General features: G+C 72.1%; 19 protein-coding genes and 5 pseudogenes. 17 read left to right on the top strand and 7 right to left on the bottom strand.

Annotated features, from left to right (window positions below; all coding sequences use genetic code 11):
- Positions 1–9 precede the first annotated feature (9 nt).
- On the bottom strand, positions 10–1,422 hold the full coding sequence (locus tag ACFYZJ_RS01325; protein ID WP_388561578.1) for an RICIN domain-containing protein: 1,413 nt from the start codon (positions 1,420–1,422) through the stop codon (positions 10–12).
- A gap of 1 nt (position 1,423) precedes the next feature.
- A complete protein-coding gene (locus ACFYZJ_RS01330; protein ID WP_388561580.1) occupies positions 1,424–2,548 on the bottom strand; it encodes a family 43 glycosylhydrolase in 1,125 nt (374 codons plus the stop codon).
- A 136-nt stretch (positions 2,549–2,684) separates the two neighbouring features.
- Between ACFYZJ_RS01330 and ACFYZJ_RS01335 the strand changes: the two are divergent.
- Both ACFYZJ_RS01335 and ACFYZJ_RS01340 read left to right on the top strand, forming a co-directional pair.
- Positions 2,685–3,347, top strand: a pseudogene (locus ACFYZJ_RS01335) (hypothetical protein); the annotation flags it as partial.
- Between the two features lie 136 nt (positions 3,348–3,483).
- On the top strand, positions 3,484–3,780 hold the full coding sequence (locus ACFYZJ_RS01340) for a hypothetical protein (RefSeq protein WP_388562232.1): 297 nt from the start codon (positions 3,484–3,486) through the stop codon (positions 3,778–3,780).
- A 427-nt stretch (positions 3,781–4,207) separates the two neighbouring features.
- On the opposite strand, the gene ACFYZJ_RS01345 is transcribed toward ACFYZJ_RS01340, so the two are convergent.
- The gene (locus tag ACFYZJ_RS01345) at positions 4,208–5,107 is read right to left on the bottom strand and encodes a LysR substrate-binding domain-containing protein (RefSeq protein WP_388561582.1); all 900 of its coding nucleotides are present in this window, start codon (positions 5,105–5,107) and stop codon (positions 4,208–4,210) included.
- 92 nt (positions 5,108–5,199) lie between these two features.
- Here ACFYZJ_RS01345 and ACFYZJ_RS01350 point away from each other — a divergent pair, with 92 nt between their 5' ends.
- A complete protein-coding gene (locus ACFYZJ_RS01350; RefSeq protein WP_388561584.1) occupies positions 5,200–6,027 on the top strand; it encodes an oxidoreductase in 828 nt (275 codons plus the stop codon).
- 188 nt (positions 6,028–6,215) lie between these two features.
- Positions 6,216–6,674 carry a TIGR03618 family F420-dependent PPOX class oxidoreductase gene (locus tag ACFYZJ_RS01355; RefSeq protein WP_388561585.1) on the top strand — a complete coding sequence of 153 codons (459 nt, stop codon included), beginning with the start codon at positions 6,216–6,218 and terminating at the stop codon, positions 6,672–6,674.
- Here the strand turns inward: ACFYZJ_RS01355 and ACFYZJ_RS01360 are convergent.
- A pseudogene (locus ACFYZJ_RS01360) lies at positions 6,671–6,942 on the bottom strand (amino acid permease); the annotation flags it as partial. The gene ACFYZJ_RS01355 and the pseudogene ACFYZJ_RS01360 sit on opposite strands and share 4 nt — an antisense overlap.
- A 38-nt stretch (positions 6,943–6,980) precedes the next feature.
- Here ACFYZJ_RS01360 and ACFYZJ_RS01365 point away from each other — a divergent pair.
- Positions 6,981–8,745 (top strand): annotated as a pseudogene (locus ACFYZJ_RS01365) (SpoIIE family protein phosphatase); the annotation flags it as partial.
- A gap of 88 nt (positions 8,746–8,833) precedes the next feature.
- Positions 8,834–9,781, top strand: a complete 948-nt coding sequence (gene mmuM / locus ACFYZJ_RS01370; protein ID WP_388561587.1) for a homocysteine S-methyltransferase — start codon at positions 8,834–8,836, stop codon at positions 9,779–9,781.
- Positions 9,782–10,024: 243 nt separating this feature from the next.
- Here the strand turns inward: mmuM and ACFYZJ_RS01375 are convergent, their stop codons facing one another.
- Positions 10,025–11,629 (bottom strand): carboxylesterase/lipase family protein, encoded by a 1,605-nt coding sequence (locus tag ACFYZJ_RS01375; protein ID WP_388561589.1) that lies wholly within the window; start codon positions 11,627–11,629, stop codon positions 10,025–10,027.
- 206 nt (positions 11,630–11,835) lie between these two features.
- Here ACFYZJ_RS01375 and ACFYZJ_RS01380 point away from each other — a divergent pair.
- Positions 11,836–12,294: pseudogene (locus ACFYZJ_RS01380) on the top strand (LacI family DNA-binding transcriptional regulator); the annotation flags it as partial.
- Positions 12,295–12,302: 8 nt separating this feature from the next.
- On the top strand, positions 12,303–12,701 hold the full coding sequence (locus tag ACFYZJ_RS01385; RefSeq protein ID WP_388561591.1) for a VOC family protein: 399 nt from the start codon (positions 12,303–12,305) through the stop codon (positions 12,699–12,701).
- Here the strand turns inward: ACFYZJ_RS01385 and ACFYZJ_RS01390 are convergent.
- Both ACFYZJ_RS01390 and ACFYZJ_RS01395 read right to left on the bottom strand, forming a co-directional pair.
- Positions 12,687–13,370 carry a helix-turn-helix domain-containing protein gene (locus ACFYZJ_RS01390; protein ID WP_388561593.1) on the bottom strand — a complete coding sequence of 228 codons (684 nt, stop codon included), beginning with the start codon at positions 13,368–13,370 and terminating at the stop codon, positions 12,687–12,689. The two genes, ACFYZJ_RS01385 and ACFYZJ_RS01390, sit on opposite strands and share 15 nt — an antisense overlap.
- Before the next feature lie 214 nt (positions 13,371–13,584).
- A complete protein-coding gene (locus ACFYZJ_RS01395) occupies positions 13,585–14,733 on the bottom strand; it encodes a YihY/virulence factor BrkB family protein (protein WP_388561595.1) in 1,149 nt (382 codons plus the stop codon).
- Positions 14,734–15,227: 494 nt separating this feature from the next.
- On the opposite strand from ACFYZJ_RS01395, the pseudogene ACFYZJ_RS01400 reads away from it, so the two are divergent.
- The 9 genes and pseudogenes from ACFYZJ_RS01400 to ACFYZJ_RS01440 all read left to right on the top strand — a co-directional run.
- Positions 15,228–15,906: pseudogene (locus tag ACFYZJ_RS01400) on the top strand (transposase); the annotation flags it as partial.
- A gap of 9 nt (positions 15,907–15,915) precedes the next feature.
- The gene (locus ACFYZJ_RS01405) at positions 15,916–17,550 is read left to right on the top strand and encodes an acyl-CoA dehydrogenase family protein (RefSeq protein WP_388561597.1); all 1,635 of its coding nucleotides are present in this window, start codon (positions 15,916–15,918) and stop codon (positions 17,548–17,550) included.
- A gap of 344 nt (positions 17,551–17,894) precedes the next feature.
- Positions 17,895–19,184: a GAF domain-containing protein gene (locus tag ACFYZJ_RS01410; RefSeq protein WP_388561599.1), complete on the top strand. Its 1,290-nt coding sequence runs from the start codon at positions 17,895–17,897 to the stop codon at positions 19,182–19,184.
- A 132-nt stretch (positions 19,185–19,316) separates the two neighbouring features.
- The gene (locus ACFYZJ_RS01415; protein WP_388561601.1) at positions 19,317–20,693 is read left to right on the top strand and encodes a hypothetical protein; all 1,377 of its coding nucleotides are present in this window, start codon (positions 19,317–19,319) and stop codon (positions 20,691–20,693) included.
- A gap of 117 nt (positions 20,694–20,810) precedes the next feature.
- Entirely contained in the window at positions 20,811–21,383 is a 573-nt protein-coding gene (locus ACFYZJ_RS01420) for a GNAT family N-acetyltransferase (RefSeq protein ID WP_388561603.1), read from the top strand.
- Between the two features lie 127 nt (positions 21,384–21,510).
- A complete protein-coding gene (locus ACFYZJ_RS01425) occupies positions 21,511–21,594 on the top strand; it encodes a putative leader peptide (RefSeq protein ID WP_309486338.1) in 84 nt (27 codons plus the stop codon).
- Between the two features lie 174 nt (positions 21,595–21,768).
- The gene (locus tag ACFYZJ_RS01430; RefSeq protein ID WP_388561605.1) at positions 21,769–23,460 is read left to right on the top strand and encodes a nitrite/sulfite reductase; all 1,692 of its coding nucleotides are present in this window, start codon (positions 21,769–21,771) and stop codon (positions 23,458–23,460) included.
- Entirely contained in the window at positions 23,457–23,636 is a 180-nt protein-coding gene (locus tag ACFYZJ_RS01435; protein ID WP_388561607.1) for a hypothetical protein, read from the top strand. Before ACFYZJ_RS01430 ends, ACFYZJ_RS01435 begins: the two co-directional genes overlap by 4 nt.
- Entirely contained in the window at positions 23,633–24,343 is a 711-nt protein-coding gene (locus tag ACFYZJ_RS01440) for a phosphoadenylyl-sulfate reductase (RefSeq protein WP_388561609.1), read from the top strand. The genes ACFYZJ_RS01435 and ACFYZJ_RS01440 overlap by 4 nt, the downstream gene beginning before the upstream one ends.

Below are 24,343 nucleotides of genomic sequence, written 5' to 3' on the forward strand. Positions count from 1 at the left end.
GCCGACAGGTCACGTTCCGCGCGTCCACTGCTGGTTGGTGCCTCCGTTGCAGGTGTAGGTGATGATCGCGGCGGAGTTGGCGGTGGACGCGCCGGACACGTCCAGGCACTCCCCGGTCGCCCGGGACTTGATGTTCACGTAGGAGCCCGTGGTGGTCACCGACCACTGCTGGTCGGTGGCCGACGCGTCACAGTTCTCCTGGGTGACGTCGCTCGGGTTCTCCTGGACGCACAGGGAACTGTGCCGTGCCATCAGCTGGTAGTAGCCGCTGCCGACGGGCTTGAACCAGAATTTCTGGTTGGTGCCGCCGTTGCAGTCGTACTGCTTGATCTGGGCGCCCTGCCACAGGGACTGGCTGGTCACGTCGGCGCACCTGCCGCTGTGCCGGGCGATCAGCGTGTTGTACGTGGCGCTGGTGCCGCCGATCGTTCCGGCGGCCGTGTCGACGGTGATCTCCGGGTACCAGGACATGGACATCGAGGTGGAGGTGGGGAAGGTGAGGGGCAGCCAGACGTACCGGGAGTCGTTGACGGTCCCGCCGAAGGAGTTCCCCCAGCGGTCGCCCATGTACAGGTACGAGGTGCCCGAGGTCCCCTGGACCGGGAGGACGTAGGCGGTCTGGGAGCCGTAGGCCGTGGAGTCGCCGACGTTGGTCATGGCTGTCCAGGGCCCGGCGAGGCTGGTGGCGGTGGCGTACTGCTGCTGGTTGGGGCTCCAGCCGGTGGCGTCGGACGTCAGCATGAAGTAGACGCCGTTCCGCTTGAAGAGCGCCGGGGCCTCACGGTGGCCGCCCGGCCAGGGGTTGGCGATCAGGCTCGCTATGCCGGTGTAGTCGGCGGTGAGTTTGTAGATGTGCAGGTCGTAGTTCTCGTTGGCCGCCGAGACCAGGTAGCCGGTGCCGTCGGTGTCGACGAAGGTGGTCAGGTCGCGGGACATGTACTGGCCGAGCGGGCGGAAGCTGCCCTGGTAGGTGTAGCTGCCGTCGACGGTGCTGGAGACGGCGACGGCGGCGCGCGCCTCGCTGTAGTCCGTGCCGTTCTCCTTGTGCATCCACATCACGAACTTGCCCGTGGCCGCGTTGTAGATGACCTTCGGCCGCTCGATGTACGCCGTCTGGAGTTCGGAGGCGCTCGACCGGGTCAGGACATGGCCGCGGAACTCCCAGTTCTTCAGGTCGGTGGAGCGGTAGGCGTCCACGGACTTGAAGGTGTTGTCGGAGTTGCGGTCCTCGCCGAACCAGTAGTGGTAGCCGCCGACCTTGATGACTCCGCCGCCGTGGGCGTGCAGGGCGCTGCCCGACGTGTCCGTGAACCGGATCCCGTTGGTGATGGTCTGGGCCGCGGCCTGCGCGGAACCGGCACCGGCGAGGGCGCCGACGAGGGCCAGGCAGAGGGCGAGCAGGACCGCGTGGACGCGTCTCATCTCAGGCGCCCCCGGTGGTCGCGGTGTCGGCGACCGGGATGCCGAAGTCGGGGGTGCCGTCCGGCTTCCAGCCGAGCTTCTGCACGCGGGTGTGGCGGTTGGGGTCGTTCAGGGGGTCGCCGGTGATCTCCTTGTACTGGCGGGCGTGGTAGACGAGCACGTCGGTGCGGCCGTCCTCGGCGACGGTGAAGCAGTTGTGGCCGGGGCCGTACTGCCTGGTGGTGTCGTTGCTGGTGAAGACGGGGGTCGGGGACTTGGACCAGCTCGCGGGGTCCATGAGGTCGCTGTCGGCGTCGGCGGTGAGCAGGCCGATGCAGTAGTGCCAGTCGGTGGCGCTCGCCGAGTAGGTCAGAAAGACGCGGCCGTTGCGCTGGAGGACGTAGGGGCCCTCGTTGACCTTGTAGCCGACGCACTCCCAGTCGTACTCGGGGGTGGACAGGCGGATCTGAGGCCCCGTCAGCGTCCAGGGGTTCGCCATCTCGGACAGCCAGACGGCGGTGTTGTTGTCCATGCCGGGCTCGTGCTGGGCCCAGGCGAGGTAGCGGGTGCCGCGGTGGGTGAACGTGGTGGCGTCCAGGGAGAAGGTCTCCCATGCGGTCTTGATCTGCCCCTTCTCCACCCACGTGCCCATGAAGGGGTTCGGGTTGCTGTTCTCCAGGACCCAGATGCGGATCTTCCACACGTCCTCGGCGGGGGCGGAGGCGAAGTAGATGTACCACTTGCCGCCGATGCGGTGCAGTTCGGGTGCCCAGATGTGCGCGCCCATGTCGCCGGTGGGGTGCGCCCTCCAGATGACCGACTCGGCGGCGGTGGTCAGGCCGTTGATGGTGCGGGAGCGGCGCAGGATGATCCGGTCGTACTCGGGGACGGTGGCCGTGAAGTAGTAGAAGCCGTCGGTGTGGCGATGGATGTGCGGGTCGGCGCGCTGCTTGACGAGCGGGTTCACGTACGGGGCGGCTTTCGGGGACGCGAGGGGCGCGGCGGATGCGGCCGATGCGGCTGGTGTTGCCGCTGGTGTGGCCGCCTCGGCTGCACCGGTCACCGCGGTCAGGGCGCCCGCGGCCAGAGCGCCCTTCAACATCAGTCTGCGGCTGGGGACTTCGTGGACATGGGGGTCGCGGCTCATGCGACTGCCTCTCAAGGAGGGGGCATTCATGCGGGCAATGCGCTGTGTGGCCGAAATCTCGTACTGCATCTGTGATTCCGAACGCCGAAAAGGTAGAGGTGCGCCAACGAGAGGTCAACGGGTCCGGGGCGACCGAATGGAAACCGCTTGCCGATTTCTGTTATCCGCCCGCCCCACCGCCCGTCTCCGTCACGTGCGCAGTCATATCCACAGGACAGCAGCGGTCGCCGGCGCCCTGGCGGCGGTCGCCTTCATGCTCGCCTCTCCCCTCTCTTCGAGTTCCGTTCGCCTGCGGGGCGCCACAGTCGGTGTCGAGAGCCCGATCGTGCTCACCCCTTCGGGCCGCCGCGCGTTCGGTCTCTCGACACCGACGCGCCCCTTCGGCTCACTCGCCGCGGCGTCCGCGGCCGGGGTCCGTGACGTCACCGCGGACCTGCTCGCGGGCCGGGACGTGACGCTCTCCGGTGACACGGTGGTCACCGTGCCGGCCGGGACGACCACCTACGACGGGGAGTTCCGCGGCGAGGGCACGCTCACCGTGCGCGGCAGCGGCACACTGGTCCTCACGCAGGACAGCGACTTCACCCTGCCCGCCGCCCGGCAGCGGCAACGCGTCACGACGCAGGGCGGCAACCATCCGTACACCACCGTGACCAACCCGGACCCGCCCGCGATCACGGTGGAACGCGGTGCGACGCTGCAGTACGGCACCGGCGGCTCCAGCGGCCTGATCGGCCACTTCCCGTACAACACCCCTGGTTACCGGCTGAACCAACTGAACATCCGGGTGGACGGCACCCAGGTCGAGGCCACCGGCCAGCCGCACCCGGCCGGTCACCTTCAAGGGGCCCTCGCGCAGGCAGATCACCGTCCTCGACCACCGGGGCCGTGCGAAGACCGACGGCACGTTCGCGGACCTGCGGGAAGGGGCGAAGGTGCAACTCGCCGACACCACCTACCGCATCAGCTACAAGGGCGGCGACGGCAACGACGTCGTCCTGACCGCCGTCGGTGGAACCCCGTCCGTCAAGGCGCTCACCGACCCGTCGTCCGGCACGACGGACCACACGAGGACCGAGGACGCCACGGGCAACGGCTCGCTGTCGTGGTGGCCGGGGTACGCGCTGGGGGTGGCGATGGTCGCCGGGCTGATGGTCCCGGCGATCCTCCGCGAGCGAAACCGCACCGCGCGAGCGAGCGCACGACAGGGCGGACGACACGCGGCTCGATGACACGGTGAGGGTGCCCTGGGTACTGGTGGCGATCCCATCGTGCGCGCGAACGGCGCGCCGAACGCGAGAGGCGACATCGGCGCCGCACCGTCCTGGTGCCGATCGGCGCTACGCGGCGACGCGCCGTAGTAGGTGGTCACACAGGACGCCGGGGTCGCCGGAGAGGATGCACACCTGGATGCCGTCGCTGTTGCGCACGACGCCCGGAGAAGGCGGCTCCGCATCCGAGCTCGTGCCAAGTGGCGGGGCGCCCGCAGCAGGTCCACGGAACGCCCGCCGTCGTCGACGGTCCATCTGCCGCCGCCTGCGAACGTACCGACCGAGGGGGTGGTGAACCCTTCCAAGGGCGAGGCGGTGGCCGTGAACCGGCCATCGGCGGTGTCCGGCCCATGCCACCAACGTCACGTCCCGCGACACCTACTGCCGCTCAGCCCGCCGCCTCCACCACCTGATGTGCCGCGTGCAGGTAGCCCCGGACCAGGCCGCGTTGGTCGTCGGCACGGCGGGCCAGGACCAGGCGGCCGGGGGTCAGACCGCTGACCGGGCGGGTGACGACGCCACCGTGGCTGATCAGAGACGCGTTACCGGCGGCCACCAGGCAGATGCCGCGGCCGTCCACCAGCGCCTCGTACGTTTCCTCCGTCCCGGCGATCTCGGCGCCGATGCGGGGCGGCCGGCCGGCCCGGGCGTCGAGGGCGAGCCAATGGTCACGCAGTGCTCCGGCGGCGGGCGGGAGCGCCAGGAACGGCTCGTCCAGCAACTCGGAGAATTCCACCGACTCCCGGGCGGCCAGCGGGTGCGTCTCGGGCAGGGCCACCAGCCGAGGCTCCTCGGCGACCAGCACGTGGGCGTACCGGACCTCGTCCGGAACCGGCAGCCATATGAAGGCTACGTCGACCGAGCCGTCCGCCAGCCCCGCGGTCGGGTCCTCCCAGCCGATCTGCCGCAGCCGGACCGTGACCGTCGGGTGCGCCTCGCTGAACCGGGAGCGGATCGCCGGCAGCAGCCCGCCGCGCGCAGGGCTGGTGCTCATCCCGACGACGAGGGTGGCGGCCTGCTCGGTCTTGGCGTGCTCCACCGCTGCCGCCGCCTCGTCCCAGGCCGCCAGGACCGCGCGGGCGTGCGGCAGCAGCGCCTCGCCCGCCCGGGTCAGCCGTACGCCCTGCGGTTCCCGTACGAACAGCGGCGCCCCCAGCTGCCTCTCCAGCGCCCTGATCTGCTTGCTCAGCGCCGGCTGGGACACGTACAACCGCTCGGCGGCGCGGGTGAAATGCATCTCCTCCGCGACGGCGACGAAGTAACGCAGATCCCGACCGTGCACGTCCATAGCCAATGGTTATCACGACGGGTCTTGGACGGACCGCCGATACGCCCAACAGACTTGTCATCAGCAGGAGTTGCCTACTTCAGGAGCTGACGATGAACAAGGTGTGGCTGGTGACCGGGGCGAGCAGCGGCCTGGGTCGGGCGATCACCGAGGCGGCGGTCGGGGCCGGGGACGTGGTGGTGGCCGCCGCGCGCCGCGCCGAGGCGCTGGCGGACCTGGTCGCGGAGCACCCGGACCAGGTGGAGGCCGTGGCTCTCGACGTCACCGACACCGCCGCGGTCGAGGCCGTGGTGCGGGACGTGGCCGAGCGGCACGGACGGATCGACGTGCTCGTCAACAACGCGGGGCGCGGCCACGTCGGCGCCGTCGAGGAGACCACCGACGCCGAGCTGCGCTCCCTTTTCGACGTGCACCTCTTCGGGCCGGCCGCGCTGGCGCGGGCCGTCCTGCCCCACATGCGGGCCCGTCGCTCGGGGGCGGTCGTGCAGATGAGCAGCATGGGTGGGCAGATGTCCGCGCCCGGCTTCGCGGCGTACAGCGCCACCAAGTTCGCCCTGGAGGGCCTGTCGGAGGCGCTGGCCCAGGAGGTGCGGCCGCTCGGCATCAAGGTGCTGATCGTGGAGCCGGGCGCCTTCCGTACCAGCCTGATGAGCAACACCGCGACCAGCACGCAGATCGAGGACTACGCGGCGACGGTCGGTGCGACCCGGGCGATGGTGGCCGGCGGCGATGAGCAGCACCCGGGCGACCCGGCGAAGGCGGCCGCCGCGATCCTCGCCGCGCTGGATGCGGACGAGACCCCGCTGCGGCTGCCGCTGGGCAACGACGGAGTCGACGCGGTGCTCGGGCACCTGGACCAGGTACGGGCGGACATCACGGCCTGGGAGAAGGTGACGCGGGCGACGGCGTTCGACGACTGACGGTGCCCTACGCCGAGGGGCGGGCGGGAGCCCCAGGTCCGGCGCCGGCCGCCGGACCTCCTCCGCGCAGTTCGCGAGCTGCCCCAGGGCAGACGGTCCGGTTGAGCCCGGACGCGCGGCTCCCGGCCCCGCCCGTTGGCTCACGACCTCCGTGAAACTACTGGGCGGGCCCGGACGTTGATCAGGTCATGACTCAAGGACCAGCGCCTCGCCCCCTGTCCGAGGAAGCACTCTCCGACCTCCTCGGCAAGCAGCAGTTCGGCACGCTCGCCACCGTCAAGCGCAGTGGCCACCCCCACCTGACCACCATGCTCTACAGCTGGGACGCCGAGACCCGCATCGCGCGGTTCTCGACGACGGCCGATCGCACCAAGGTCGGGCACCTGCGGCGTGACCCGCGTGCGGCTCTGCACGTGCAGGGCGGCGACATGTGGTCGTTCGCCGTCGCCGAAGGGGAGGCGGAGGTCTCCGGGATCACGACGGTTCCGGGCGACGCGGTCGGCCGGGAGCTGCTCGGGATGATCCCGCAGGCCGCGAAGCCGGAGGACGAAGGCGCGTTCCTGGAGCAGCTGGTCGCCGAGCGCCGGGTGGTCATCCGGTTGAAGGTGCACCGGATGTACGGAACGGCGCTGGACGTCAACGGCTAGGACGCGTCAAGGCCGCCCGGACGGGGGTCCGCCTGGACGGACTCCTGTTGCCCCCGTCGGCGCCCCCGCAGCCACACGTACACGGGGATGCCCGCGAACAGGAACAGCACGCCCTGGTAGACGGCCGCGTAGCCGGCGCCCGCGATCAGCCAGAAGGAGAAGGCGAAGGACAGGGCCGCGACGATCAGGTCGCGGGCCAGGCCTGATGGGCGGACCCGGTCGCGGTGCCCCGGGCCAGCCAGTACAACTGGGCCGCCGCCGACAGCAGATCCGTGCCGCCCGGGAGGACGGGCGCGGGCAGACGTCCCCGTCGGCAGGCTCGCGGCGACCGTGGACCGGCTGCGGCGCGAGGTGCGGGCGGCGCAGGCCGAGGCGGACGGGCGTGCCCTGATCGAACTGGCCAAGGGCATCCTGGTCGAGCGGCTCGGGTGCGGGCCGGCGCAGGCCGCCAGGCAACTCGCCGAACTGGCCAAGCAGGCGGGCGCGACCCCGCTGGAGTTCGCCGTCGAGGTCATCGACCAGGCATCGTGTGACCGGCTGTCCGAGGTGGCCCCGCGTTGCTCGCGGCCACGGCGGACGCCACGCCCTGGGCTGCCTCCGCCGAGGCGGGCGGTTCGCCGGGGAACCGGTCCTCCGTCGTACGGCTGCGGGCCGCCGAGGCCGGTGCGTTGGCCGCCCACGACACCCAGGCCGTCGCCGACTCCCTGCTGGAGCACGCCCTGACGCCGCTCGGCGCGGTGGCCGTGGCCATCTGGACCGTGGGCTCCGACGGTTCCCTCACCCGGATCGAGCGTGTCTACGCCACGGGAGAGCCGTTCCGAGCCCACCGTGTGAGGCTCACCGCCCTGGTGGACGACGTCCCCCTGGCCGCGGTCGCCGACATCAACATCACCCGGCACGCCGGCAACGTGCTGCTGATCTGGCGCATCGAGGACGAGACGGCACGCCTGGCGAGCCGCCTCCAGCACGCCCAGCGCCTCGGCCGGATCGGCGGCTTCGAGGAGAACCTGCTCACCGGCGAGATCGCCGGGAACGGCCAGCTCTACAGCCTCTACGGCAGACCCACCTCCAGCGCCCCCGTGTCGCTGGAGGACCTGCCCGCGCACGCCCATCCCGACGACGCCGTCGCCATCGGCAGGTTCCTGCGCACCCTGCTCCACCACCGGCGTCCCGCGTCCACGGCGTTCCGGCTGCAACGCCCCGACGGGGTGACGCGTCACCTCCGTGTGGTGGCCGAGCCGGTGCTCGACTCCGACGGCCGGCTGTTCGTCGTGCGCGGCGCCTACCAGGACATCTCCGCCCACCACTGGACGGAGGTCGCGCTCGCCGCCACCCGTGACCAGCTCGCCCACACCGAGCAGCAGGCGAGCGAACGCAACCGGCTCACCCTCCAGCTCCAGCACGCGATCATGCCCTCGGCGCAGGCGCCGCTGGAGGCCCCGGCCTGCAGGTCGCCGTACGCTACCGGCCCGCCGAGACGGAACAGCTGGTCGGCGGCGACTGGTACGACGCGGTGGTGCTGCCGTCCGAGCTGGTACTGCTGTGCGTGGGCGACGTGGCCGGGCACGGCATAGAGGCGGCCACCAGCATGGTCGTGCTGCGCAACGCGCTGCGAGGGCTCGCCGTGACGGATGCCGGGCCCGGCCAGTTGCTGTCCTGGCTGAACATGGTGGCCCACCATCTGACCGGCGCGGTCACCGCCACCGCGGTCTGCGGCCTGTACGGCCCGGCCCGCCACACCCTGCGGTGGGCCAGGGCGGGACATCCGCCGCCGGTCCTGGTGCGGGGCGCCCAGGCCGCGCCGCTGCCCCTGGTCAAGGGGTTGCTGCTGGGCGCCGTGCCCGAGGCCACGTACGAGGAGCACGAGGTCCAGCCGGCCGTCGACGACACCCTGCTGATGTACACGGACGGGCTGATCGAACGCCGCGACCGTTCCGTGGAGGAGTCGCTCGCGCAGCTGCTGACGGCCGCGCGCACCGTATCTCCCACGCCGGACCAGCAGTGGGACCGCCTGCTCACCTACAGCAGGTCGGACACGGACGACGACACCTGCATCGTGGGCATCCGCGTGGCCCAGGACGGCGGCCGACGGGCGCCCGGGATGCCCACGTACCGGACGGCCACCGGGCGTCCGGCCGCCGTTCGACTAGCGTCATGACATGACCAGCAGCAACACCACTCCCACCCTCGCCGAGGCGCTGGCCGCCGGACCCCTCGTCCTGGACGGCGGCATGTCGAACCAGCTGGAGTCGGCCGGGCACGACCTGAGCGACGAGCTGTGGTCGGCGCGGCTGCTCGCGGAGCGGCCGGAGGCGATCACCGAGGCGCACCTCGCGTACTACGAGGCGGGCGCGGACGTGGCGATCACGTCCAGCTACCAGGCGACGTTCGAGGGCTTCGCCAAGCGTGGCATCGACCATGACCGAGCGACCGCGCTGCTGTCCCTCAGCGTCGAACTGGCCCGCGAGGCGGCGCGCCAGGCACGGGAGAAGGGCGTCACGCGTCCGCTGTGGGTGGCGGCGTCCGTCGGCCCGTACGGGGCGATGCTCGCGGATGGCTCGGAGTACCGGGGCCGCTACGGCCTCACGGTGGCCGAACTGGAGGCCTTCCACCGCCCGCGCCTTCAGGTGCTGGCGGCGGCCGGCCCGGACGTCCTGGCGCTGGAGACCATCCCGGACACGGACGAGGCCACGGCGCTCCTGCGGGCGGTACGCGGACTGGGTGTCCCCGCCTGGCTGTCGTACACCGTCTCCGGCGACCGCACGCGCGCGGGCCAGCCGTTGGAGGAGGCGTTCGCCCTGGCCGCCGAGGCGGACGAGGTGATCGCGGTGGGCGTGAACTGCTGCGCCCCCGAGGACGTGGACGGCGCGATCGCCACGGCCGCCCGGGTCACCGGCAAGCCGGTGGTGGTCTACCCCAACAGCGGCGAGTCCTGGGACGCCGCCTCCCGCTCCTGGGACGGCCGCTCCACGTTCACGCCCTTGGAGGTGACCGGCTGGCGCGAGGCGGGGGCGCGGTTGGTCGGGGGGTGCTGCCGGGTGGGGCCGGAGGCGATCCGGGGGATCGCGGGGGCGTTCGGCGGTCGAGGCCACCACGGCCGTCCTTGAGCACCCGAGCCGCCGGCAGCCGTGCGGGATGATCGGACGACGCGTCACGGGACGACGGGTTACGGGACGACGGGTTACGGGGACGACGGGAGGGAGCCGGGTCCGTGGACGAACAGGCGGAGATCTCGACGCCGCAGCAGGCGGCGGACACCCCGCCGGTCCTGGCCTTCGGCCGGTTGCAGGGCGAGTGGGCCGCCCGGGCCGGCACGGCGGGGTGACCGGACGGGCGACGCACGGCCGGCGTCACTGACGCCCCGGCCCGCCCGGGCGCCGCAGCCGCCGTACCACCGACAGCGGTACCGTGCCCCGCCGCACCGCCCCGTTCCCGGGTACGAGGGCCGGCTCCGGGCGGGTGCGGGCCGCCTCCCACAGCGCCATCTCCGTGTCGCGGGGCCCGTACGCCACCGGCTCCCCGTCCCCGCCGAAGATCCGTACCGGGTGCCGGGCGTCCCACGCCGGCCAGCCCGGGTCGCCGTCCGTCGCGAAACGCACCCATGCCCCGTGCATCTCGCGGGCCAGTGCGCGCGGGGCGCCCGGGCCCGCCAGTTTCGCCGACTCCGGGACCTCCGCGCTGTCGAAGACGAACCCCAGTTCCAGGGCGTGGCAGGCGCCCAGGCCGGGGACGTTCGAGCGCCAGGCGAACTCGTAGACGTGCGTGGGCGCGTGGCCGACGCGGGCGTCGGCCAGGCGGTGCAAGGGGTGGCGGAGCAGGTGGTCCGTCACCATCTGGCCCACCAACTCCGAGGCGAGGGCCTCCGGGTGGGCCGTGCGGTAGCCGCGCGGGACCTCCGGGCCGCAGTGGCAGCGGGCCATCGCGCCGGCCACGGCGACCGGACCGAGCCGGTCGACGCGCTCCGTCAGGCCGGTGGGCACCAGCCAGAGGCGGTACTCCTCGCTGGTCCAGCCCATCAGCAGGGGTACGTCCCCGGCCGCACCGTCCAGCAGTGCCTCCAGCGGGTCGCGCGGTACCAGGTCGCCGTCCACGACGATCCCGAACGCGGGGCCGCCGAGGATCGGGCTCGCCCGGCGGCCGACCTCCGCCTGCGCCTCGGCCAGCACCGCGCGGTCCACCGCGGCGAACGCCGCGGCCGTCGCCGGCACCTTCAGCCTGGCCGCCATGCGCCGCACCAGGCGCCGTACCTTCTCCCGTTCCGTCGCCTCCGGCGGCCCGCTCTGCAGCACCGCCCGCCCGAACAGGCCCCGGGCGCGTGGGCTCGCCAGCAGCGCGCCGATGCTGATGGCTCCCGCCGACTCGCCGAAGACGGTCACCCGGTCCGGGTCACCACCGAACTCCGCGACGGCCTCCTGCACCCACTCCAGCGCGGCGAGCTGGTCGCGCAGCCCGGGGTTGGGCGGGGCGTCCGGGAAGAGGCCGTAACCCTCCACTCCCAGGCGGTAGTTGAAGGAGACGAGGACCACCCCGTCACGGGCGAAGGCACTGCCGTCGTACACGGGCACGGCCGACGAGCCCCGGGTCAGGGCGCCGCCGTGGATCCACACCATCACCGGGAGCCGGGCACCCGCGGCCGGGGCCGGCGTCCACACGTTGAGGTTGAGGCAGTCGTCCCCCGCGACCACCGGGTCGGACAGATAGCGCGCGAAGGCCTCCGAGTACGGCGGCTTCGGCGGCGTAGGCCCGAACGCGCCCGCGTCGCGCACCCCGTCCCACGGCTCCGGCGGCACCGGCGGGCGGAAGCGGTGGGGGCCGAAGGGCGGGGCGGCGTACGGGATGCCGCGGAAGACGGCGACCCCGTGCTCGTACCGGCCGCGCACGGCCCCGTGAGGGGTACGGACCACGGGGTCCGAAGGGTGCGCCGGGTTCAGGGTCACGTCGTCCGCAGGGTCCATCCGGCCTCTCCTCACCGCGGGGCTGCCCACATGACATCACTTCCCCGAATCGCCGCCCCGCCCATCCCGTGTCTTCCACGGCAACTCACCAACGCCCTTAATGTTAGAAAGCGCTTGCCATGAGGTCGCTCGCCGCACCGCTTGCCGCAAGTGCTTGCCGTCAACGTCGTTGCAGGGCCTCGGGACGGGGCCGGAGAGGTGGGCCCATGGTGCGTACCGCAGGCGCGGCCGGACCGACCCTCGCGGTCGTCGCCCGCGAGGCCGGGGTCTTTGTGCCGACGGCGTCCAAGGTGGTCAACGGCCGCGAGGACGTGGCACCCGAGACCCGCCGCCGGGTCACCGAGGCCCTGGACCGGCTCGGTTACGTCAGAAGACCCCGCTTCGAGGCGAACAAGCCGCCCGCCCTCATCGACCTGGTGGTGCACTCGCTGGAGAGTTCCCGGTCGGGGACGATCCTGCACGGCGTGTCGGAGGCCGCGCACGACGCGGGCCTGGAGGTGGTGGTCCCCACGAGCCCGAACCGCACCCGGGACGGGCGCCCGGAGCGCGGCCGGCTCGACAAGCTCTCGGCGCGCGGTTCCGCCGGCGTCCTGTTCAACCTGGCCGAGCCGACCCCGTCCCAGTACGCCTGGCTGGACCGGCACCGTATTCCCTACGTCCTCATTGTGGCCGCATGACTCCACGATTCGACGCCATCGGGCTGGTCGTCTCCGACATGGCGGCCGCCGTAACGTTCTACCGTCGGCTCGGGTTCGTCTTCGCCGAGGGGGCAGAGGCGCTGCCGCACGCGGAGGCGGAGCTGCCCGGCGGGCTGCGGCTGCTCCTCGACACCGAGGACACCGTCCGCTCCTTCCACCCCGGCTGGCAGCCGCCCACCGGGAGCGGCCGGGCCGCGCCGGCCCTGCGGTGCGGTTCGCCCGCCGAGGTGGATGCCGTCTACGAGGACATGGTCGGTGCGGGGTACCACGGTGAGCTGAAGCCGTGGGACGCCTTCTGGGGACAGCGGTACGCCGTCGTGCACGACCCCGACGGCAACGGCGTCGACCTCTTCGCCCCGCTACCGGGCCAGTAGCTCGCCCAGCGGCATCCCCGCCAGCTCCCGTACGTCCCGGGCCAGGTGCGCCTGGTCGGCGAAGCCCGCGAGGGCCGCGGTGCCGGCGAACGGAACACCGGAGCGGGCCAGTGCGAGGGCGCGTTGCAGCCGCAGCACGCGGGCCAGCGTCTTGGGTCCGTAGCCGAACGCGGCGAGGGAGCGGCGGTGCAATTGGCGTGCGGTCAGGCCCAGCCCGTCGGCGGTGGCGGCGACCGGGCGGCCCGCGTCCAGCGCCGCGACCACCGCGTGCAGCAGCGGGTCGGGGGCGGGTGCGCGTGCGGCCCGGTCCAGAGCGATCTCCTCCAGCGCCGTCCCTGGGTCGTCAGCCGCGTCCACGCGCCCGGTCAGCCTACGCACCTCGGCAGCGGGCCACAGATCGGCCAACTCGACGCGGCGGTCGCGGAGTTCGTACGCCGGGACGCCCAGGTAGGCGGGTGCGGTGCCGGGGTGGAAGCGGACGCCGGCCCAGCGCGCGGGTGATCCGCCGGGCCGGTAGGCACGCGTGTCCGGACCGGCGACGAGGAGCCTTCCCTCGGTCCACAGCAGGTCCATGCAGCCGTCGGGCAGGACCGGCCGGACGACCGGATCCTCGAGGGTGCGGTTCCAGACCACGGCGCCGGTCAGCCGTGACCCCCTCTCCATGTACACGACCGCCAGGCTACGCCGACCTGCGCGCAGGCGGCCGAATCCGCAAGTGCGACACATTTCCCGGATGTGTCGCAGTTCAGCCGGTACACCACCTCCCGGACACGACCCGCACCACCACCCGGCTCGAAGAACCGCTCACCGGCACCACGCCACGACGTCGGACGCGGCTCGCCACCTGAGCGGGCCGGTCCCCGGTCCGGCCGCAGCGGTCCGCTCAGTCCTCCGCGCCCTCCCCCTTCGGCCCCTGAGGAGGTCCGCTGCGCACCTGGGTGCGCAGGCGGGCCGTGACGTCCTCCGGGGGCAGGAAGCGGGACCAGCGTTCCGGGAACTCCGACGGCATGTCCGGGTCGTCGGGGTCGGCCGCGCGGGCCGCGGCGGCGCGGGCCACGTACTCCGCGGCCTGCTCCTCGCGCAGCCGCTCGTTCGCCTCGCGGGCCGCCGCCGTGGCCGCGGCGGGCCACACCCGGTCGATCGCCGCGTTGACGGCGGCGCCCACCAGGACCGCGAAGGCGGACACACCGATCCACAGCAGCACGGCCACGGGCGCGGCGAGCGAACCGTAGATCGTCGGGCCCTCCACCGTGTGCGTCAGGTAGATGCGCAGCAGGAAGCTGCCCAGCACCCACATCGCGAGGGCGACCAAAGCTCCCGGGACGTCCTCCACCCACGGTGAGCGCACGGGTACGGACACGTGGTACAGGGTGGTCAGGAACACGATCGACAGGACGATGACCACCGGCCAGTACAGGACCTGCACCACGGTCGTCGACCACGGTACGACGTTCACCACCGCGTCCGGGCCCGCCACCATCAGCGGCAGCGCGACCGAGCCGATCAGCAGGGCGACGATGAACAGCACGAACGCCAGCAGCCGGGTCTTCACGATGCCCCGGGTGCCGTCCAGGCCGTACATCACCGTGATCGTGTCGATGAAGACGTTCACGGCTCGGGAGCCGGACCACAGAGCGAAGAGGAAACCGATGGAGACGACGTCGGGCCGGCCGGCCTTGAGCACGTCGTGCAGGATCGGCTGGGCGATCTCCTTGACACCCCGGTCGGACAGCACCGTGCGGGACGCGTCCAGGATGTTGTTCTGCAGGCTCTGGATGGTGTCGGTCCCGGTCCAGCGGTCGACGTAGCCGAGCAGTCCGACCAGGCACAGCAGCAGCGGCGGCACGGAGAGCAGGGTGAAGAAGGCCGCCTCGGCGGCCAGCCCCAGGACGCGGTACTCCATGCACGAGTTGACGATGTCCTTCAGCAACAGCCAGGCGGTCCTGCGCTTGGAGACGTTCCGGTAGAGGGCACGCGCCCGGTGGAGGCGGCCGGAGGGCCGCTCGGAGGTATTGCTTGCTGCTGGCTGCACGCCTCAACGGTATCCGCCGCCCGGACCGGCGCTCGTCCCCGGTGGGCGGCACCGAGGTGTGGCACACGCCCTCGGGCGACACGGGTGACCAACGGCGTAACGAGGGGTCGGGAGCTTTTGCCTGTCGATTGCGTATGAGCGTGTTCTGGCATGCACGAGTGAGCGTCTTGGTCAGGGCGCACGCGCCCTGAGGGGAAGTATGTGTTCGTCCGTCGAATGCGTGACCTTGGCGGGTGGTGGTCGTTGAACGCGCTGGGAGGATCTGCGGTCTGCGGACGGGGGTGGCAGAGTGGCCGGGTTGCGGGAGCCGGCGGCCTCGTTCGTGGTGCCCGGCCCTTCGGGTGTGGCGGTCCGTGACCGGCTCACGCATTTGACCGCCGCGGACGAGGAGGTCCTTCGCCTGGTCGGCGATCATTTGGGCGCGCTCGCCTCCCGGGATCTGAAGGCCCGCTGCGCGGCCGGGCTGGAACACGACACCGGGCAGTGGGCCGAGCCGCCTGGACGCACACGGCAACCCGGTCGGCGCACCGCTGCGGTTCGCATACGACCTCACCGGCACCACCCCCGCGCCGCGACGCCCAGGTCCGGCACGCGCTGATCCGCCTGCTGCACCGGGCCAAGCGGCACGGCCTGGCGATCGCGATCGAAGACCTCGACTTCCAAGCGGAGAGGACGCGAGAGAAACACGGCTGCCGCAAGAGGTTCCGCAACCTCATCTGCGGCATACCCGTCTCCAGGCCGCGGGCCCGCCTGGGCGGCATGGCGGCCGAACTCGGCATCACGATCATCGCCGTCGACCCGGCCTACACTTCCCAGTGGGGCGCCCAGCACTGGCAGAAGCCCCTCACCAGCAACATCCGCAAGACGACTCGCCATGACGCAGCCGCCGTGGCGATCGGCAGGCGCGCCCTGGGGCACCCGATCCGGCGACGGACGGCACCACCTCCTGCTCACCCGAGCGATGAGCAGGGGCATCGGACCCTCCAGGCCCGACCGGGCACCCCCGGGCGTGAGGGATACCGCCCCCGCATCCCCGGACCACGGACACGATCCGTGCGCGCCGGACGCGGATGGAACGCGGCGGACCAGAACACCCAACACCGTTCGGGGCGTCCGGCTGAGCATCAGTCCTGGCAACAGCACTCACTCCCGCTCGGACTCCAGGAACGGTAGGTTCAGCTCATGGCAGCCAGCACGCACACCGTGACCAATCAGGCTCCGCCGCTGGTCGGATATGACGTCTTCACCGCCGATCGCGCCCTTGTGGAGGCCGTCGAGCGGCATCTGGACCCCGCGCTCCTCGACGAGGTGCGTGCCGAGTTGTCGGGGCTCGGGCTCAGCGCGGGCTCCGCGCAGGTGCAGGAGTGGGGGGTGCAGGCCAACGAGAACCCGCCGAAGCTGCGCACCCACGACCGCTACGGCCACCGCATCGACGAGGTGGAGTTCCACCCGGCCTGGCACCGGCTGCTCGGCAAGGGCGTCGCCGCGGGGCTGACCGCGGCCTGGTCGCGGCCGGGCGGGCAGGTGCGCCGGGCGGCGGCGTTCGTGATCTGGAGCCAGGTGGAGGCGGGCAACGGCTGTCCGCTGTCGATGACGCATGCGGCCGTGCCCGCGTTGCGCACGGATCCCGTCCTCGCCGCCGAGTGGGAGCCCCGGCTGACGTCCCTGGTCTACGACCGGGGGCTGCGCCCCGTCGCCGAGAAGGCCGGCGTGCTCTTCGGTATGGGCATGACGGAGAAGCAGGGCGGCAGCGACGTCCGCGCCAACACGACCGCCGCCCGGCCGCTCGCCGAGGAGGGGACGTACGAGCTCACGGGCCACAAGTGGTTCTGCTCGGCGCCCATGTCGGACGGGTTCCTGGTGCTGGCGCAGGCACCCGGCGGGCTGACCTGCTTCCTGGTGCCGCGAGTGCTCGAGGACGGCACGCGGAACGTGTTCATGATCCAGCGGCTGAAGGACAAGCTCGGCAACCGGTCCAACGCCTCCAGCGAGGTCGAGTTCGACGGCACCTGGGCACGCCGGGTCGGCGAGGAGGGGCGCGGGGTGCGCACCATCATCGAGATGGTGGCGGCGACCCGGCTCGACTGCGTCCTCGGCTCGGCGTCGCTGATGCGGCAGGCGGTGGTGCAGGCGATCCACCACTGCACCCACCGGGAGGCGTTCGGCGGGAAGCTCGTCGACAAGCCGCTGATGCGCAACGTGCTGGCCGATCTGGCCCTGGAGTCGGAGGCGGCGACGGCGCTGGGCCTGCGGCTCGCGGCGGCGTACGACGACGGCGGCGAGCGGGAGCGGGCGTTCCTCAGGCTCGCGGTGCCGGCCGCCAAGTACTGGGTGACCAAGCGGTGCACGCCGGTGGTGACGGAGGCGGCCGAATGCCTCGGCGGCAACGGCTATGTCGAGGAGTCCGGCATGCCCCGGCTGCTGCGCGAGTCGCCGCTGAACTCCATCTGGGAGGGCGCGGGCAATGTGCAGACGCTCGACGTGCTGCGCGCGCTCCAGCGTGAGCCCCAGGCCCTCGACGCCTACCTCCAGGAGGTGGGCCGGGCGCGCGGAGCGGACCACCGTCTGGACGGCGCGATCAAGAACCTGCTCACCGAACTGGCCGATCTGGAGGGCATCGAGGCACGGGCGCGCCGCCTGGTGGAGCGGATCGCATCGGTGCTCCAGGGGGCGCTCCTTGTGCAGTACGCGCCCCCGGAGGTCGCGGACGCCTTCTGCGCCTCCCGGCTGGGCGGCGACTGGGGCGCGGCGTTCGGCACCCTGCCGCACACCCTGGACCTTGCCACAGTGGTGGAGCGGGCGCGACCGGTCGCCTGAGGCCCTCCGGCCGTACGCATCCATGGTGGCGGCCGCACGGATCCATGGCGGCGGCCGTGCGGATCCATGGCGACGGGGGTGGTGCTGCGCCGACTCGGCACCACCCCCGTCTGCCGGCCCCGGTTCAAGGAGCACGGACGCCGTCTGAGCGGCGTTGCACAAGTTTCAACCACAGCCTGGCCCTCCGCCAGGGTTGCAAAGGGTTGCAACCCGCCTCCGCTCTGGCCGGACTCCGTCCCTCCGTCCGCGGGAAACGGCAGTATGAGCACCACCGTCGACACGGGCCGGGGGACGTCTCCGGCCGGAACCCGTCGACGGGACGGACAGCCTTGGGGGAGGTTCCGGTGGCGTATTCGGCCAGAGAGGTCACGCGGCTCGCCGCCCTGGACGCCGGGCAGGCGGCGCGCCTGCTCAGCGAGGTGCGCAGCGCGACGCTCGCGGGGCAGCGCGCTCCCGTCCCGCCGCGTCCGGTGATCGAGGCGTCCTGGGAGCGGATGCTGCGTCGCGGGGTCGACCCCGACCACGACGTCCGTGCCGACCCGCTGGGCCGGGACGAGATCGAGCGCCGCCGGCGGGACTCCCCGCTGCGGCATGTGCTGCCGGTACTGCGCGAGGGCCTGCTGTCGGTGGCGGACGTCGCGCGGCACATCATGGTCGTCGCGGACGCCGACGGGCGGATCCTGTGGCGGGAGGGCAGTGCGCCCGTGCTGCGCAAGGCGGACGGACTGGGCTTCGAACTCGGCGCGGACTGGGGCGAGGGGGTCGTCGGCACCAACGGCGTGGGCACCCCGGCGGTGACCCGTCGCCCCGTACAGGTGTTCGCGTCCGAGCACTTCGTACGCTCCCACGCCTCCTGGACGTGCACCGGCGCCCCGATCACCGACCCGCGCGACGGCCGGCTGATCGGCGTCGTGGACGTCAGCGGCCCGCTGGAGTCGATGCATCCGGCGACGCTCGCCTGGGTGGAGTCGGTGGCCAGGCTCGCGGAGGCCCGGCTGCGGGAGATGCACCTGACCGCGTTGGAGGGGCTGCGCGCGGTGGCGGCACCCCTGCTCGCACGGCTCGGCGGCCGGGCGGTGGCCGTGGACAAGGACGGCTGGACGGCGGCGGTGACCGGGATGCCGTACACCGGCCGGGTCGCGCTGCCCGCGTCGCTCGCGCCCGGCCGCTGTCTGCTGCCGACGCTGGGCCCCTGCACGGTGGAGCCGCTGCCGGGCGGCTGGCTGATCCGCGCCGCGGACAGCCCCACCCCCGCGCAGCCGACGCGGATCGTCCTGGATGTCTCCCATCCGCGCCGCTGGTCGGTGACGGTCTTCGGCGACACGGGGTCCTGGACCCATGAACTCAGCCCCCGGCACGCCGAACTGCTGTACCTGCTGGCCCTGCACCGCGAGGGCCGCACGGCGGCTGCCCTCGCGTCCGACCTGTTCGGCGACCCGGCCCGCACGGTCACGGTCCGCGCCGAGATGTCCCGGGTACGGCGGTATCTGGGGGCGTTCCTGGAACACCGGCCGTATCGTTTCCGCGAGTCGGCGGAGGTGGACCTGCTCACCCCGGACGACCCGAACGACCTGCTGCCGCACTCGACGGCGCCGGGGGTGGTACGCGTACGGCGCAGCCGAACGTGGGGATAACCCTGCTTTTCCCGGGTCTTCGACCGGTGCCGCATCCGTCTGCCGTAGCATCCCTCCTTACAGGCCACCCCACCCGCTCCTGAAGTCAACGTACGGACCGCGAGGAGCAGTTGGCCTACGCCGGGAGGTTGTATGAAGCACCGTGGCAGGCACCGCCGCAGGCGCCGGGGGCGTGCGCTGCGGGCGACGCTGGCCGGCACCGCGCTGGCGCTGACCGCCGCCGCCACGCTGATCAGCACCTCACAGGCCGCGGGCGGCGACAACCCCGGGAGCCTGACCCGGGTCACCGCCGTGGCCGAGACCGTCAAGCTCCGCCTCCACGAGGACCTCACCGACCACCGCACCCTCGACACGCTCACCCGTGCGATGGGCGGCGCCGTCGACGTCCACGGCGTCCTGTCCTCCGCCGACCGCACCATGCGCGACCGTTCCGCGTGTGACGCCGCCGAGACCGCCGCGCTGCCCGTGCAGCCGGCCGCCACGCGCGCGTACTGCTGGGACCACGGCGACGCGACGACCCCGCAATGGGTGCCGCGGTCCGTGACCACCTCCGGGGACGCCGAGGCCGACGGCCTGTGGGGCCCGGACCGGGTCATCCTGTCCGGCTGGACGCACCACGACCTTCCTCACGGCCCGGCCGCCGAGCGGGGACTCGCCCGGGTCGCCTTCGTCGACGCCGACGACCCCTACCGCCTCGCCTACCGCTGGGTCCTGCTGGTCGCTCCGCGCGCCGGGGGCCAGGACTTCACCGCCGTCCGCACCGGCCTGTCCGGCATGGTGTGGTACCGGGACAAACTGTTCGTCACCGCACGCGACTCGCTGCTGGTCTTCGACCTGCACCGGATCCTTCGGACGAATGTCGACAGCAGCGCCATCGGCCGGGTCGACGGCGGCTACGCGGCGGACGGCTACCAGTACGTGCTGCCGACGGTCGGCTCCTACCGGCTGACCGGCGGCCCCTGTTCGGCGGCCGACGACCACGGAGTGCCCTGCCTGTCCACGCTCTCCATCGACCGCACCACCATCCCGGCGAGCCTGGTGGCGGGCGAGTCACTGAGTCCCGGGGGCAACGGGCGGGCGGCCCGGGTGTGGCGGTACGCGTTCAGCACCGCGCCCGGCCGCACAGGCCTGCTCGCCGCGGACGCGCACGGCGACGTCAGGGCCACGGAGGCCTACGAGACGGCGGCGACCGGGGTGCAGGGCGTGCTGTCGCACCGGCGCGACGGGGCGGCGCGCACCGACTGGTACGTCGACCGGGCGCCCTCGGTCGGCGGTCGGCACGGCACGCTGTGGCGGCAGACCACCTCCGGGGCGCAGGCGGCGACCTGCGCGGCCGACGAGACCCACGCCTGCTGGGGCCGGCACACCGCGTCCCTGTCGTACTGGCGGGAGACCGGCGAACTCTGGACGCTCACGGAGGGCGCGGCAAGCGACGACGGATCGGGGCCGGCCGGTGGGCGGGTGCTGTACGCGGTGCCACTGGACGCGGTGGACGACACCCTGAAGTAGGCCCTGAAAAAGCCCTGAAGCAGTCCCTGAAGCAGTCCCTGAAGTGGCGCGCTTCCAGGCGGGCAGGGTGCCGGGCCCCCTTTGTCGTACCGTTCGGCGTCGTGATTCCCTGACCGCATGAGCAGCATCACCGTGACCACGTGGTCCCTGGAGCAGACGTCCCCGAGCGATCTGCTGCCCGCCGCGGCCCCCGAGGGCGATGTCCGGATCGTCCGTGCCGAGGTGCCGTCGCCGGAGTTCAGCCGGTTCCTGTACGCGTCGGTCGGCGGGGACATCCGCTGGATCGACCGGCTCGGCTGGACGTATGCGCGCTGGCAGGAGCACCTGGACCGGCCGGGCGTGGAGACCTGGGTCGCCTACGAGCGGGGCACACCCGCGGGGTACGTCGAACTGGATCCGCAGGACGACGGGGTCGTGGAGATCGTCTACTTCGGGCTGCTGCCGGCCTTCCGGGGCCGGCGGATCGGCGGGCACCTGCTGTCGTACGGGACCGCCCGCGCCTGGGACCTCGCGGACCGCTGGCCACGGCGAACGCCGACGAAGCGGGTGTGGCTGCATACATGCAGCCTGGACGGGGAGCACGCGATGGAGAACTACCGCCGGCGCGGGTTCCGGCTGTTCGACACCAAGGTCGAGGAGCAGGCGGAGGTTGCCGCACCGGGCCCCTGGCCAGGAGCGCACGCGCTCTGACCTGCGCGGACGGGAGCGTGTCCGGGCGATGTGATCGGCAACACCCTTGTCCCACATGACGGGACAAGGGTGTCCGCATGATGGACGAAGCTGGACTGTGTCCAGATCGCCATGACACGCTTCCGTCATGTCTGGAACTGGAATTGCCTTGGTGAGTCGACGGCACGTCGACCTCGGCCGCATGTCCAGCGCCATCTGTCCGGCGAGCTGACAGCCTCCAGCCAGTCCGGTTTCTCCCTTTTCCGCCCTCGCGCAAGGACGCGCACGGCTTCCCGTGTGCCCGCGCGCGCAGGTCAGAGCCTCCCTCCCGCCGCCCGACCACCACCCCTCATCGACGGCGCTACGCGCCGGCCCCGCCCGATCGCTGTCCCGAAGGACTATCACCATGGCCGCCTCCCCCCAGAATCCCGCCACGCCCCGCCGCAAGGTGAGCCGTCACCGTGGCGAGGGTCAGTGGGCCGCGGGTCACTTCACCCCGCTCAACGGCAACGAGCAGGTCAAGAAGGACGACGACGGTCTCAATGTGCGGACACGCATTGAGACGATCTACTCCAAGGCGGGTTTCGACTCCATCGACCCGAGCGACCTGCGCGGCCGGATGCGCTGGTGGGGCCTGTACACCCAGCGCAGGCCCGGGATCGACGGCGGCAAGACCGCGATCCTGGAGCCGGAGGAGCTGGACGACCGCTACTTCATGATGCGGGTCCGCATCGACGGCGGCGCGCTCACCACGGAGCAGCTGCGTGTCATCGGTGAGATCTCGCAGGAGTTCGCGCGCGGCACCGCCGACATCACCGACCGGCAGAACGTCCAGTACCACTGGATCCAGGTCGAGGACGTGCCCGAGATCTGGAACCGCCTGGAGGCGGTGGGTCTGTCCACCGTCACCGCCTGCGGTGACACGCCCCGTGTGATGATCGGCTCCCCGGTCGCCGGCATCGCCGAGGACGAGATCATCGACGCCACCCCGGCGCTGGAGGAGATGAAGCGCCGCGTCCTGAACAACAAGGCGTACTCGAACCTCCCCCGCAAGTTCAAGACGGCCATCTCGGGTTCGCCGCTGCTGGACGTGGTCCACGAGATCAACGACGTGGCGTTCGTCGGCGTGCGGCACCCCGAGCACGGCCCGGGCTTCGACCTCTGGGTGGGCGGCGGACTGTCCACCAACCCCAAGCTGGGCGTGCGGCTGGGCGCGTGGGTTCCGCTGGAGGAGGTCCCGGACGTCTACGAGGGCGTCGTGTCCATCTTCCGTGACTACGGCTACCGGCGGCTGCGCAACCGGGCCCGTCTGAAGTTCCTCGTCGCCGACTGGGGCGCCGAGAAGTTCCGCCAGGTGCTGGAGGACGAGTACCTCAAGCGGAAGCTGGTGGACGGTCCCGCTCCCGAGCAGCCCGTCCAGCAGTGGCGCGACCACGTCGGCGTGCACCGTCAGAAGGACGGCCGCTACTACGTGGGCTTCGCGCCCCGGGTCGGCCGCGTCGACGGGACCACGCTCACGAAGATCGCCGACCTGGCGGAGGCACACGGCTCGGGCCGGGTCCGCACCACCGTCGAGCAGAAGATGATCATCCTCGATGTCGAGGAGGGGCAGGTCGACTCGCTGGTCGACGGCCTGGAGGCGCTCGACCTCACCGCCCGGCCGTCCTCGTTCCGGCGCGGCACCATGGCCTGCACCGGCATCGAGTTCTGCAAGCTCGCCATCGTCGAGACCAAGCAGCGCGGTTCCTCGCTCATCGACGAACTGGAGCGCCGCCTGCCGGACTTCGACGAGCCGATCACCATCAACCTCAACGGCTGCCCGAACGCCTGCGCCCGTATCCAGGTCGCGGACATCGGTCTCAAGGGCCAGCTGGTCCTGAACGACCAGGGCGAGCAGGTCGAGGGCTACCAGGTGCACCTGGGCGGCGCGCTGGGTCTGGAGCCGGGATTCGGCCGCAAGGTGCGCGGCCTGAAGGTCACCGCGGAGGAGCTGCCGGACTACGTCGAGCGGGTCCTCAAGCGGTTCCAGGCGGAGCGCGAGGACGGCGAGCGGTTCGCCACCTGGGTTTCGCGCGCTTCTGAGGAGGCGCTGTCGTGAGCGAGCGTGCGGCGCCGTTCTACTGCCCCTACTGCGGCGAGGAGGACCTGCGTCCGAGCGAGCAGGGCCACGGTACGTGGGAATGCGCGGCGTGCAACCGAGCCTTCCAGTTGAAGTTCCTGGGTCTGCTGGCCCGGGGGCTTCAGCGAGCCGACAGCGGAGGGGACGAGATATGACCACGGCTCAGACCGAACGGACAGCCGACGAACTCAAGGCGCTCGCCGAGCAGGCGGGCGGTGACCTGGAGGACGCCTCCGCGCTGGAGATCCTCCAGTGGGCGGCCGACACCTTCGGCAAGCGGTTCTGCGTGACCTCCTCCATGGAGGACGCGGTGGTCGCCCACCTCGCCTCCCGCGCGATGCCCGGCGTCGACGTGGTGTTCCTCGACACCGGCTACCACTTCCCGGAGACCATCGGCACCCGCGACGCGGTCGAGGCCGTGATGGACGTCCACGTCATCACGCTCACCCCGCTCCGGACGGTCGCCGAGCAGGACGCCGAGTACGGCCCGAAGCTGCACGACCGCGACCCGGACCTGTGCTGCAAGCTGCGCAAGGTCCAGCCCCTGGAAGAGGGCCTGAAGGGCTACGACGCCTGGGCGACGGGCCTGCGCCGCGACGAGTCCCCGACCCGGGCGAACACCCCGGTCGTCGGCTGGGACGAGAAGCGGCGAAAGGTCAAGATCTCGCCGATCGCCCGCTGGAGCCAGGACGACGTGGACGCGTACGTCGCCGAGCACGGCGTGCTGACCAACCCGCTGCTGATGGACGGCTACGCCTCCATCGGCTGCGCGCCCTGCACCCGCAGGGTTCTGGAGGGCGAGGACGCGCGTGCCGGCCGCTGGGCGGGCCGCGCCAAGACCGAGTGCGGGCTGCACGGCTGA

It is taken from the genome of Streptomyces sp. NPDC001848 (assembly GCF_042891915.1).
Lineage (GTDB): Bacteria > Actinomycetota > Actinomycetes > Streptomycetales > Streptomycetaceae > Streptomyces.

What these genes read in the sequence shown, in the direction of transcription:
- ACFYZJ_RS01325 (WP_388561578.1), bottom strand. Translation starts at nt 1,422, where the DNA reads ATGAGACGCGTCCACGCGGTCCTGCTCGCCCTCTGCCTGGCCCTCGTC.
- ACFYZJ_RS01330 (WP_388561580.1), bottom strand. Translation starts at nt 2,548, where the DNA reads ATGAGCCGCGACCCCCATGTCCACGAAGTCCCCAGCCGCAGACTGATG.
- ACFYZJ_RS01345 (WP_388561582.1), bottom strand. Translation starts at nt 5,107, where the DNA reads ATGGACGTGCACGGTCGGGATCTGCGTTACTTCGTCGCCGTCGCGGAG.
- ACFYZJ_RS01350 (WP_388561584.1), top strand. Translation starts at nt 5,200, where the DNA reads ATGAACAAGGTGTGGCTGGTGACCGGGGCGAGCAGCGGCCTGGGTCGG.
- ACFYZJ_RS01355 (WP_388561585.1), top strand. Translation starts at nt 6,216, where the DNA reads ATGACTCAAGGACCAGCGCCTCGCCCCCTGTCCGAGGAAGCACTCTCC.
- mmuM (WP_388561587.1), top strand. Translation starts at nt 8,834, where the DNA reads ATGACCAGCAGCAACACCACTCCCACCCTCGCCGAGGCGCTGGCCGCC.
- ACFYZJ_RS01375 (WP_388561589.1), bottom strand. Translation starts at nt 11,629, where the DNA reads ATGGACCCTGCGGACGACGTGACCCTGAACCCGGCGCACCCTTCGGAC.
- ACFYZJ_RS01385 (WP_388561591.1), top strand. Translation starts at nt 12,303, where the DNA reads ATGACTCCACGATTCGACGCCATCGGGCTGGTCGTCTCCGACATGGCG.
- ACFYZJ_RS01405 (WP_388561597.1), top strand. Translation starts at nt 15,916, where the DNA reads ATGGCAGCCAGCACGCACACCGTGACCAATCAGGCTCCGCCGCTGGTC.
- ACFYZJ_RS01415 (WP_388561601.1), top strand. Translation starts at nt 19,317, where the DNA reads ATGAAGCACCGTGGCAGGCACCGCCGCAGGCGCCGGGGGCGTGCGCTG.
- ACFYZJ_RS01420 (WP_388561603.1), top strand. Translation starts at nt 20,811, where the DNA reads ATGAGCAGCATCACCGTGACCACGTGGTCCCTGGAGCAGACGTCCCCG.
- ACFYZJ_RS01425 (WP_309486338.1), top strand. Translation starts at nt 21,511, where the DNA reads ATGTCTGGAACTGGAATTGCCTTGGTGAGTCGACGGCACGTCGACCTC.
- ACFYZJ_RS01430 (WP_388561605.1), top strand. Translation starts at nt 21,769, where the DNA reads ATGGCCGCCTCCCCCCAGAATCCCGCCACGCCCCGCCGCAAGGTGAGC.
- ACFYZJ_RS01440 (WP_388561609.1), top strand. Translation starts at nt 23,633, where the DNA reads ATGACCACGGCTCAGACCGAACGGACAGCCGACGAACTCAAGGCGCTC.